The 11,513-nt window shown below is 57.1% G+C and carries 9 protein-coding genes; 2 read left to right on the plus strand and 7 right to left on the minus strand.

Annotated elements, in window-relative coordinates; all coding sequences use genetic code 11:
• The first annotated feature begins 9 nt into the window (after nucleotides 1-9).
• On the plus strand, nucleotides 10-1,491 hold the full coding sequence (gene mgtE, locus MID00_RS03425; protein WP_026485182.1) for a magnesium transporter: 1,482 nt from the start codon (nucleotides 10-12) through the stop codon (nucleotides 1,489-1,491).
• A 90-nt stretch (nucleotides 1,492-1,581) separates the two neighbouring features.
• Here mgtE and MID00_RS03430 read toward each other — a convergent pair whose 3' ends face one another.
• From MID00_RS03430 to MID00_RS03440, 3 genes are all read right to left on the minus strand, one after another.
• Nucleotides 1,582-2,475: a DUF1932 domain-containing protein gene (locus MID00_RS03430; protein ID WP_254499697.1), complete on the minus strand. Its 894-nt coding sequence runs from the start codon at nucleotides 2,473-2,475 to the stop codon at nucleotides 1,582-1,584.
• A 212-nt stretch (nucleotides 2,476-2,687) separates the two neighbouring features.
• Nucleotides 2,688-5,414, minus strand: a complete 2,727-nt coding sequence (gene secA / locus MID00_RS03435) for a preprotein translocase subunit SecA (RefSeq protein ID WP_009455031.1) — start codon at nucleotides 5,412-5,414, stop codon at nucleotides 2,688-2,690.
• 119 nt (nucleotides 5,415-5,533) lie between these two features.
• Nucleotides 5,534-6,466, minus strand: a complete 933-nt coding sequence (locus MID00_RS03440; protein ID WP_009455033.1) for a M23 family metallopeptidase — start codon at nucleotides 6,464-6,466, stop codon at nucleotides 5,534-5,536.
• An 18-nt stretch (nucleotides 6,467-6,484) separates the two neighbouring features.
• On the opposite strand from MID00_RS03440, the gene MID00_RS03445 reads away from it, so the two are divergent.
• The gene (locus tag MID00_RS03445; RefSeq protein WP_254499698.1) at nucleotides 6,485-6,967 is read left to right on the plus strand and encodes a DciA family protein; all 483 of its coding nucleotides are present in this window, start codon (nucleotides 6,485-6,487) and stop codon (nucleotides 6,965-6,967) included.
• 33 nt (nucleotides 6,968-7,000) lie between these two features.
• On the opposite strand, the gene lpxC is transcribed toward MID00_RS03445, so the two are convergent.
• From lpxC to MID00_RS03465, 4 genes are all read right to left on the minus strand, one after another.
• On the minus strand, nucleotides 7,001-7,924 hold the full coding sequence (gene lpxC / locus MID00_RS03450) for a UDP-3-O-acyl-N-acetylglucosamine deacetylase (protein WP_022983456.1): 924 nt from the start codon (nucleotides 7,922-7,924) through the stop codon (nucleotides 7,001-7,003).
• Nucleotides 7,925-8,134: 210 nt separating this feature from the next.
• Nucleotides 8,135-9,301: a cell division protein FtsZ gene (gene ftsZ, locus MID00_RS03455; protein ID WP_022983455.1), complete on the minus strand. Its 1,167-nt coding sequence runs from the start codon at nucleotides 9,299-9,301 to the stop codon at nucleotides 8,135-8,137.
• Between the two features lie 171 nt (nucleotides 9,302-9,472).
• Nucleotides 9,473-10,699, minus strand: coding sequence for a cell division protein FtsA (gene ftsA / locus MID00_RS03460; protein WP_009455039.1), 1,227 nt, complete (start codon nucleotides 10,697-10,699; stop codon nucleotides 9,473-9,475).
• A 7-nt stretch (nucleotides 10,700-10,706) separates the two neighbouring features.
• Entirely contained in the window at nucleotides 10,707-11,498 is a 792-nt protein-coding gene (locus tag MID00_RS03465) for a cell division protein FtsQ/DivIB (RefSeq protein ID WP_009455041.1), read from the minus strand.
• Nucleotides 11,499-11,513: the final 15 nt, after the last annotated feature.

Genomic DNA, 11,513 nt, shown 5'->3' on the forward strand with positions numbered 1-11,513 from the left:
GGCAGGCCTATGCAGGAAAACCTGGTACCCCCTACTTCGCCCAGTGACACTCCCAAGCCACGCCGCCTGGAGCCCGAGGATGCGCAGCAGGCACTTTATCGCCTGAAAAACATCCTCAAGCGCCAGGAAGTGGTGGAATCGCTGGCCCAGCGCCAGTTCGAGGACGACGACCGCTCCAACCTGCTTGAGGGCTTGATCCATCGCCAGCATGAAAGCGAGATCAAGGCCATCCTGAACGATCTGCACCCGGCCGACATTGCCTTCATTCTGGAGTCCTTGCCCGAGCTGGAGCGCCAGGCCATCTGGCAATTGGTGGATGCCGAGCACGACGCCGACGTGCTGCTGGAAGTAGCCGACTGGGCACGTGAATCGCTGATTCGTTCCATGGACGCCGCGGACCTGATCGCGGCCGCCGGCAATATGGATGCCGACGAAATTGCCGATCTGGTCCCTGACCTGCCGCCCGATGTGGTGGCAGCCGTGCAGCGCGGCCTGACGGACGAGGAGCGTGCACAGTTGATCGAAGCCATGGGCTACCCCGAAGACACCGTGGGCGCCATCATGGACTTTGACATGGTGCGCGTGCGCGAGGATGTCACCCTGGAAGTGGTCCTGCGTTACCTGCGTCGTTTGCAGGAACTGCCAGACCACACTGACCAGATTTTCGTGGTGGACCGGGCCGATAAACTGCAAGGCACACTGTCCCTGACCCGCATGTTAGTCAGCGAGCCTGAAACCCTGGTGTCCTCTGTCATGTCAACCGATTATCTGACTCTGAATCCACTGGATTCGGACTCGGATGCGGCCGGGGCCTTTGAGCGTTATGACCTGGTGTCTGCTCCTGTGGTGGACGATATTGGCCGCCTGATTGGCCGAGTCACCATTGACGAAGTAGTGGACGTGCTGCAAGAGGACTCGGAAGAACAGGCCCTGTCTCGTGCCGGTCTGCAAGAGGACGATATTTTCTCGCCCATCCGTACGGCTATCCGCAACCGGGCTCCCTGGCTGCTGATCAACCTCTGTACAGCGGCAACGGCTTCCTTCATTGCCTCGCGCTTTGAGGATACCGTCAGCCACATCGTGATCCTGGCTTTCCTGATGTCGATTGTGGCCGGTATTGGTGGCAACTCCGGCAACCAGACCATGACCATGATCATTCGTGCCATTGCCACCGGCCGAGTCACAGGTTCCAACGTCCTGCCATTGATCAAGCGCGAACTGCTGGTGACCTTTCTGGTTGGTGTCTGTGGCAGCGCGGTAACGGCATTCTTTGCCTGGTTTATCTCCGGCTCGATCGCCATTGCTGCCGTGATGATGGCCGCCATGATCGGCAATATGTTGATTGGCGCAGCGCTGGGCGTGATGATCCCGATTCTGCGTGATCGCTTTGGCAATGACCCTGCTGTGGGCTCCTCGGTATTGCTGACCTTTGCGACGGACTCACTGGGTTTCTTGCTGTTCCTGGGACTGGCGACGGTGTTCTTGCTGTAAATCACCTGCAGGCATGATTAAAAAAACCGGCTCCTGGCCGGTTTTTTTTAATCATCACAAGGAATAGATCAAAATCAGCCTTCCAAACAACTAAGATCGTGAGGACGACTGTCGGGCCTCTTCCAAGAACACCTCCAGACTTTCCTGTGTCCCCACGGCCTGAGCTCTTTGCAAAGACTCGGTCTGCGCCGTGTGCTCAAAAAAATCCAGTACGCCATTGGTCACTCGCGGCGCAATGCCTGCCAACTCCAGCTGACGACGCACTTGCAGAACCTCGTCACGGCGGCGCACGCCGTGCACCAGATGGCTGCGCAGGCAGGACTCCATGAAGTCCTGCAAGCCCCGCTGATTCAAATCCTCCAGGACTTCATACAGCTCGGCCCGCAAACCCATGCGCTCGGCCAGCATCAAATTTTCAATTCCCAAGGCCTCCAGCCCCTTGGTCATCAAACTGCGCAGCAGCTTCAAGCGCATTGCATCCCCCGCCTGTCCCGGCAAGATACGCACAGAAGCGCCCTGAGCCTGCCAAAACGCCGCAGCCCTGCCTGACCCTTGCCCTGCCGCCAACAAGGCCGTCTGAGCGCCTGTAGAGGGCACAGAGCCCATAATCGCCAGGTCAGCCAGCTCGATTCCGTGCTCTTGCGCCAAAACGTCCATGCTCTCCATGTCCTGGGGCTCGGCCGTACACAAATCCATGTACAGCGCTCTCACAGACAAATGCGGCATGACGGCCTTGGCCACTATGTATGCCTTTGTTCCCGTCACTGCCGACAACACGCCGTCAAGACTCCGCCAATCCGTATCCGCCTGCAAACACAGTTTCGCTCCCAATTGCTGCGCCAGTTCGCTGGCTGCGGCACTTTCCCGGCGCACCAGGATAAACGGCACCTGCACACCAGCCGACTTCAAGGCAGCACCATAAAAACGCGCGACTTCGCCCGCCCCGATCAGGGCAACACGATGTAATAAGGGAGATGTTGTCATAGAAAAACACACAGAAGAAACGATCAGCCGCAGCCGGTAGCACCAAGCTGCGTCCCGTAGCTTACAGGGAAAAACGGCCCTGCATGAGCGGGATATAACCATTCACAGATCAGTTCGCAGCAACAAAGCTGGCATCCAAGAAAAAACCCCATGCGCCAGGGGCTCATGGGGTTTGATCTCGCAGCCTGCAGGCTGGGCAGCTTGAGTCAGAATCAATTCAAGCGGCCATGGCACTGCTTGTATTTCTTGCCGCTGCCGCATGGGCAAGGATCGTTACGGCCCACACGTGGCACTTCGCCCTTGGCCGCTTCGTCCAGACCAGGATCTTCACCGCTCAAGGCAGCATCGTAGTCCGAATGATGGAAACGGACATTGGAGTTGGCAGGAACCTCAACCGCGGCTTCCTCGACCTGCTCCGGAGTCTGAATACGCACGGTCATCAGCACTTTGACCACTTCATCACGCACACGGTCCAGCATGTCGGAGAACAGCTCGAACGCTTCGCGCTTGTATTCCTGTTTGGGGTCTTTCTGGGCATAACCGCGCAGATGAATCCCCTGACGCAGGTGATCCAGGGCCTGCAAATGGCCACGCCATTGCGTATCAATGGACTGCAAGAGCACGGAGCGCTCGAAGTTGCCCCAGTTAGGCTGCCCCACCAGATCAATCTTGGCTTGCAGCAGACGCTGGGATTCTTCGATAACGCGATCATGCAAGTCATCGTCGGTCAGATTGGATTCTTTCTCCAGCATTTCAGCCAAAGGCAGCTCAATCTGGAAGGTGCTTTGCAAAGCGGTGGTCAGGCCAGGGATATCCCATTGCTCTTCCATGGTGTCTTGCGGCACGTATTCACGGAACAGACGGCTAACGGCGGCTTCGCGCAGGCTGCTGATGGTGTCGGAAATATCAGCCGACTCCAGCACTTCATTACGCTGGGCGTAGATCACCTTGCGCTGATCGTTGGCCACGTCGTCATACTGCAGCAGCTGTTTACGAATATCGAAGTTGCGTGCCTCGACCTTGCGCTGAGCGGATTCGATGGAACGAGTCACCATGCGGGCTTCGATAGGCTCGCCTTCCGGCAAACGCAGACGCTCCATGATGGCGCGCACACGATCACCGGCGAAGATGCGCATCAGCGAATCTTCCAGCGACAGGTAGAAACGCGAGGAACCTGGGTCACCCTGGCGACCGGCACGACCACGCAGCTGGTTGTCAATACGGCGGGATTCGTGACGCTCGGTACCAATAATGCGCAAACCACCAGCCTGTTTGACCTGCTGGTTCAGCGGTTCCCAAGCAGCACGAATAGCCTGGATCTTGGCTTCTTTTTGCTCGGCACTCAGGGACTCGTCTTCACGCACCTGAGAAATTGCACGTTCGATGCTGCCACCCAAGACAATGTCCGTACCACGACCGGCCATATTGGTGGCGATGGTCACGTGACCGGGCATACCAGCTTCAGCCACGATGTCGGCTTCACGGGCGTGTTGCTTGGCGTTCAGCACCTCGTGCTTGACGCCAGCGGCATTCAGGCGTGTGGAGATCAGCTCGGAGTTTTCAATGCTGGTGGTACCCACCAGTACAGGCTGACCACGTTCGTGGCAGTCCTGAATGTCTTTCAGAATGGCATTGAACTTCTCGTCATCGGTTTTGAAGACCTGGTCGTTTTGGTCCTTACGGGCCAGCGGACGATTCGGTGGAATGATGACGGTTTCAAGACTATAGATTTCCTGGAACTCGTAGGCTTCGGTATCGGCCGTACCCGTCATGCCCGACAGCTTGTCGTACATACGGAAGTAGTTCTGGAAAGTAATCGAAGCCAGCGTCTGGTTTTCGTTCTGGATGCGAACGCCTTCCTTGGCTTCCACAGCCTGGTGCAAGCCATCCGACCAGCGGCGACCAGCCATCAAACGGCCAGTAAATTCGTCCACAATCACCACTTCGCCGTCCTGGACCACGTATTGCTGGTCGCGGAAGAACAGGTTGTGGGCGCGCAGAGCGACCATCAGGTGGTGCATCAGGGAAATGTGGCGCGGTTCGTACAGCGACTCGCCTTCGGGAAGCAAACCGATTTCGGTCAGGATCTGCTCGGCACGTTCGTGACCGGCTTCGGAAATATGAACCTGCTGGCCCTTTTCATCGACCCAGAAGTCGCCTTCGGGCTCGGGCTCGTGTGGACGAGGCTCTTGCGTCATGCGGGTCAGCATGGGCGGAACCACGTTCATGCGCACGTACAGCTCGGTATTGTCTTCGGCCTGGCCGGAGATGATCAGCGGTGTACGGGCTTCGTCGATCAGGATGGAGTCAACTTCGTCGACAATCGCGTAGGACAAACCGCGCTGGCGGCGATCCTCGGCGCGGTATTCCATATTGTCGCGCAGGTAGTCAAAACCAAATTCGTTGTTGGTACCGTAGGTAATGTCAGCCTGGTAGGCGGCAATCTTCTCGGCATTGTCTTGCTGGGGAACTACGACGCCCACGCTCAGACCCAGGAAGTTGTACAGACGCCCCATCCAGTTCGCATCGCGTCGAGCCAGGTAATCATTGACGGTCACCACGTGCACGCCTTTGCCGGACAGTGCATTCAGGTACACGGCCAAAGTCGCGGTCAGGGTTTTACCCTCACCCGTACGCATTTCGGAAATCTTGCCGTTGTGCAAGGCAATCGCACCGAGCATCTGCACGTCAAAGTGGCGCATGCCAAATACACGGACACCCGCCTCGCGCACTACAGCAAAAGCCTCGGGCAGGAGCGAGTTAAGCGAGGCGCCATCCTGAACACGTTGGCGCAGCTCCTGCGTCTTGGCTGCCAAGGCCTCGTCGCTCAGGCCCTGAATAGTAGGCTCAAGAGCATTAATCTGGGCGACCTGCTTACGGTACTGTTTGAGCAGTCGGTCGTTACGACTGCCAATAAGCTTTTTCAGCAATGAAACCATTCTTGTGTCGTCAATGTAGGCGAGGCCGCAAGGGCTTGAATCTGTGCCTCGAGCCTATCTCTGGTTAAAAGGGATGCGCAAGCAAACAATCAGTTTAACGCACATGCTGCAAGACGGAACTACTTGTCCGAATCCAATTGCGCGATCTGCTGTTCTACATACTCACGCGCCGGCAGAAAAAGCTTGGGATCCAGAGCATGTCCGGCCATGCGCACTTCAAAGTGCAGGTGCGAACCTGTGGACTGCCCGGTAGATCCGACACGGGCGATCAACTGCCCTTTTTCTACTACGTCGCCTAATTTAACAACGATTGATGACGCATGGGCGTATCGCGTGCTCATGCCATTGCCATGATTGATTTCCACCAGCTTGCCGTAGCCGGTCATATAGCGGGCTTCCGACACCACCCCACCGGATGCGGCATAGATAGGCGTCCCCTTGGGTGCTGGAAAGTCCAGGCCTTCGTGCAAGGCATGACGGCCCGAAATCGGGTGACGACGCCAGCCAAAGGAAGAAGCTACCTCGTCATAATCCACCGGACGGTAATTGGGCAGACGGGCTTCGTTGCCGGTACGCTCGGTCAGCACGGAATCCAGCATCTGAAACCAGTCCTGTTGCTCGGACATCTGTTTGGCCAGATTATCCAGCTGCTCGCCCAGACGGTCGGCGTTCCAGACCAGATCGGCTCCATCCATGCTGTCCATGACGGCCAGATCCTGCACGGGCATGGCACCGGCCAGCTCCGGATCGGTGTACTCAATGCCGGCCGCCTTGGCCACGCGCTTGCTGACACCGTCCATCTCGATCAGTTTGGCCTGCAAACCGCCGACTTTTTCGGCCAGGCGGGTCACGTTGTCCTGCATGGCAGCGGCCTGGCTCTGGGCCATATCCGCGTCCAGCGACACGCCACCGCGTTCACCCCAGTGCGACTGCACCAGAGCTCCCGCCGCTGCGGAAACGCCCAGCGATACCAGAGCCACCAGGGCGATCACCGTACGGCGCACCCCTTTGGCTTTGGCATCTAAGGACGTATAGTCTTTATGTTGATCCACTATCGTATAACCTCGAACATGACCTGGAAGCCTCCTTTTTCCTCATCCGCGCCAAAACGCAGTAGCGGGCAAAGCCACGCTTTGGGTTGGCTGGCCAGCGACCAGCAAGGTTCCCAGGTACTGGAAATGGCCCGGCAGCTGATGGCGGCGCAGACCCATGTAAGCAAAGCCTTGCCACCTGCTTTGGGCAAGGCTTGTAAAGTAGCCCGTATAGACAGACAGCAATTGACGCTGGCAGTTCCCAGCGCCGCACATGCGGCCAAGCTGCGTCAGCTGTTGCCCACTGTCACACGGCAGATGAATGCCACTGGCTGGAACATTAGCGAGGCGCTGGTGCACGTGCAAGCCCATTTGTTTGCAGCTGTGACAGAAAAGCCCGCGCGCCAGGTACAAGTCCTGGACGAACGGGCCTTGGAATCATTTGAAAAGCTGCATGACTCATTGCCGCAAGGTCCCTTGGCGCAAGCCATCGAACGCTTGTTGCGTCATCATCGCGGCTAAGCAAAGCACCAGGAGCGGGACCCTAAACAAGTATCAAGCGAATTTCCACTCGCTGGAAAAAGCGTGGGGTGCACTGGCAGCCGACTCGAAAGTCACCAGTTCCCAGCTATCCTGGGCGGCCAGCAAGGCACGCGCCAGCTGGTTATTCAAACCATGGCCGGATTTGCACGCCACATAGCGTGCAATCAGGGGGTGGCCAATCAGGTACAAGTCACCAATAGCATCCAGAATCTTGTGCTTGACGAACTCGTCCTCGTAACGCAGACCGTCGCTGTTCAGGACACGGTACTCGTCCATGACGATGGCATTATCCAAACTGCCGCCACGGGCCAGACCGGCCGCACGCAAAGCTTCCACTTCGCTGGCGAACCCGAAGGTGCGCGCACGTGAAATAGTCTTCACGTACGAGTCATGCGCAAAATCCACCTCGGCAAAATTGGCCGTTGCATCAATGGCCGGGTGGTGAAAATCGATAGAAAACTGAAGGGCAAAGCCTTCGTAGGGCTCCAGACGGGCCCACTTGATGTCCTTCCCCTCGCCTTCAGAGACTTCGATGGGTTTGAGGACACGCAAAAACTTCTTGGCGGCTTCTTGCTCCTGCAAGCCCGCCGAACGCAACAAATACACAAATGTGCCGGCGCTGCCATCCATGATGGGCACTTCTTCAGCCGTCAGGTCCACGTGCAGATTATCAATGCCCAGGCCAGCGATGGCCGACATCAAATGCTCGACGGTTGAAACCCGAACATTATCCTTGATTAGCACCGAAGCCATACGCGTACCACCGACCTTGTCTGCCTGTGCGGGCAAATCCACGATTTCGGGCAGATCGATACGGTGAAACACAATACCCGTGTCAGGCGCAGCAGGGCGCAGTGTCAGTTCGACACGACGGCCAGAGTGCAAGCCGACTCCTTTGGTACTGATGACATTCTTGATGGTGCGCTGACGAAGCATGGCTGTTCTTGTATTTGTAAAGTGTTGTTCGCAAAGACTATTGTAACCGTAATACGGGTTATCCACTATACGCTTTCTAAAAACATAAGCAATTGTCAAGCGTCAAACACCCCGACACAACAAAGCACTTACGCCCCCTGAGCGCGAACGCCCAGGGGGAGTCGTGGGAGAAATCAAATTGGCGACTCGGGTAATCGCCGAACCTGATTTTTAATCAGCCTGCTTGCGCAAGAACGCCGGAATGTCGAAGTGATCCATGCCAGCAGTCTCCAGCGCACGCACCTGGGCCGAAGCCTGGCTGCGTGGATTGCGGATGACGGCAGGCACGTCGGCGTTGGCGTAATCCGCACCGATGACAGGCATGTTGTCCGTACCTGTACGTAACACTTCTTCGTTGTTTTGTACCAACTGTGGGCGCGCTTGCTTGCGACCCAGGCCAGTAGCAACAACAGTCACACGCAGGCTGTCGCCCATGGACTCATCGTAAGCCGTACCGAAGATAACGGTTGCGTCTTCTGCTGCGTAGCCACGGATGGTGTCCATGATTTCGCGCGTTTCGCGCATCTTCAGGGACGACGAAGAGGTGATGTTCACCAGCATGCCGCGGGCACCGTGCAGGTCCACACCTTCCAGCAATGGGCAAGCGATGGCGCGCTCAGCCGCTTCACGAGCGCGGTTCGAGCCGGAAGCCACAGCGGTACCCATCATGGCCTGGCCTTGCTCGCCCATGATGGTTTTCACGTCTTCGAAGTCGACGTTCACGTTACCTTCAACATTGATGATCTCGGCAATACCGGCGCAGGCATTGTGCAAGACATCGTCAGCTGCCTTGAAGCAATCGGACTGTGTTGCGTCCTCATCCATCAAGTCGTACAGGTTTTCATTCAATACAACGATCAGGGAGTGAACGTGCTTGCTCAGTTCCTCGATCCCTTCCTCGGCCATGCGCAGACGGCGATTGCCTTCAAAGGAGAAAGGTTTGGTGACGACACCCACGGTCAAAATGCCCAATTCCTTGGCCACTTCGGCCACAACGGGGCTGGCACCCGTACCGGTGCCACCGCCCATACCGGCTGTAATAAACACCATATGGGCGCCGTTCAATGCTGCGCGAATTTCTTCGCGAGCGGTTTCCGCTGCTGCACGACCTTGATCAGGCTTGGCACCGGCGCCCAAGCCGCTGCGGCCCAGACGAATCTGAATAGGTGCCTCGCTACTGGCCAGCGCCTGCGAGTCGGTATTGGCGCAAATGAAATCAACGCCCTGAACACCAGAGTTGATCATATGCGTCACAGCGTTACCGCCTGCGCCGCCCACGCCCACGACCTTGATGACCGTGCCGCTACCGCTGGTATCTAACATTTCAAAGTTCATCATGATTGACTCCCACTCAAACACTTAATTAGTCAAGTTTCTACGTACTTCCCCGATACAACTGAAATTTGGAATCAGCTCAAAACATCTGCCAACCAAAGGGTTCGCACCCGGTTTGAACTGCCTCCTGGACAGCCCTTTCAGGCTGCCCGACCTGAGCGTCTTGCAACGCCCTTAATTCATGAACCATTCCTTCATGCGTGCCATCAGCCCTTTCACACTGCCTTTTTGCTGGGCCACTTTGCGGCCACGAGCGCTTTGCAGGCGAGCTTCGGTCAACAGACCCATCACGGTCGAAAAACGGGGGTTGCGCATCACATCAGCCAGGCTGCCTTCGTAGCTGGGCACCGCGATACGCACAGGTTTCAGGAACACGTCCTCGGCCAGCTCCACGATGCCCGGCAACATGGCCGTACCACCAGTCAGCACCACGCCAGAGGACAGCAAGTCTTCGTAGCCCGATTCGCGCAGGCTTTGCTGCACAAAGGTGAACAACTCCTCCACACGCGGCTCGATCACGGCACCCAGGGCCTGGCGCTTGACCTGGCGGTTGGGACGATCACCCAGACCGGGCACTTCAATCATTTCTTCCGGATGGGCCAGCGATTGCTTGGCCACACCAAAACGCAGCTTGATCTCTTCCGCATCCGGCGTAGGGGTGCGCAACATGGCGGCAATGTCGCTGGTGATCTGGTCGCCCGCGATCGGGATCACGTCGGTATGACGAATCGCACCGCCGGTGTAGATGGCGATATCGGTTGTACCGCCACCAATGTCTACCAGCACCACGCCCAGCTCTTTCTCGTCCGCCGTCAGGCAAGACAGGCTGGAGGCCAAAGGCTGCAAAATCAGGTCCTGTACTTCCAGACCACAACGACGCACACACTTGACGATGTTCTGCGCTGCGCTGACGGCACCGGTCACAATGTGTACCCGCACTTCCAGACGCAGACCGCTCATGCCTATGGGTTCGCGAATATCTTCTTGCGAATCCACGATGAACTCCTGCGTGAGCACGTGCAGCACTTGCTGGTCGGTGGGGATATTCACGGCCTTGGCCGTTTCAATCACGCGTGCCACATCGGTCGCCGTGACTTCCTTGTCTTTGACCGCCACCATGCCGCTGGAGTTAAAGCTGGTGATGTGGCTGCCTGCAATTCCGGTGTAGACCTCACGGATCTTGCAATCGGCCATCAACTCCGCCTCTTCCAAAGCGCGCTGGATAGAATTGACTGTCGTCTCGATATTGACGACCACCCCTTTGCGCATGCCCTGGGATTCATGCTGTCCCAGACCAAGCACTTCAAACCGGCCTTCCGGCAGCACTTCGGCCACCACCGCAACCACTTTGCTGGTGCCGATGTCCAATGCAACGATCAGGTCTTTGATGTCACGAGTCATATGTTCTTTACTTCACAGGGGTAGATGAAACCGGAGCCAGCGTTATCGCAAAGCCATTCGGGTAACGTAAGTCGGCACTTTGCAAAGCACGGTCGCCAAGCCGTTGCATCAAGGCAGGCCAAGCCTGCACAAATCGTTCAACACGTACCGCAAAGGGCAATGCACCTTTACGACCGTGCGGGTCGGCAATATCAGCAGCCGGGTCACGCCCCAGGCTTAGCTGCATGCCGTTGGACAACACTACATCCCAGGCGTAGCGCGGGCTCAGCGTCACTTCACTGACCTGTACATCCAGCGGCCCAAACCAGCGTGCCAACTCGGCATACCGTTGCACCACCAGACGCTCCGAATTCGGAGGACCGCTTAGCTGGGGTAAATCCACATCATCAGGCACCACGGCTTTATTGGCCGAAAATGATTCACCCCAGGTGTTGATCATTTCGTCTTCGTTCCAATAGGCCAGCGGCTGCTGTTCTTCAATCCGTACCGACAAGCTATTGGGCCAAACGCGGCGGATCTGCGCGCGACGTACCCAAGGAGCCGTTTCAATCAGAGCGCGGGACTTGTCCAGATCTACTGTGAAGAAGTTGCCTTGCAGGCGACCGGCAATCGTGGCTTTCACCCCTTCAGGAGTCACATAGGCCAGACGTTCGCCTTGCGAGGACTCGATCTGAATGCGTTCGATATTGAAGTACGGACGACGCACAGCCCAAACCACAACACTGATCACCAATGCCGATACCGCTAGCAAAGCCAGCGTATTGGCGATCAGGTTGGTCAGACGTGCATCGGAAAACATGAGTCAGGCTCCCCG

This window comes from Alcaligenes sp. NLF5-7, assembly GCF_024266725.1.
GTDB lineage: Bacteria > Pseudomonadota > Gammaproteobacteria > Burkholderiales > Burkholderiaceae_B > Alcaligenes > Alcaligenes phenolicus.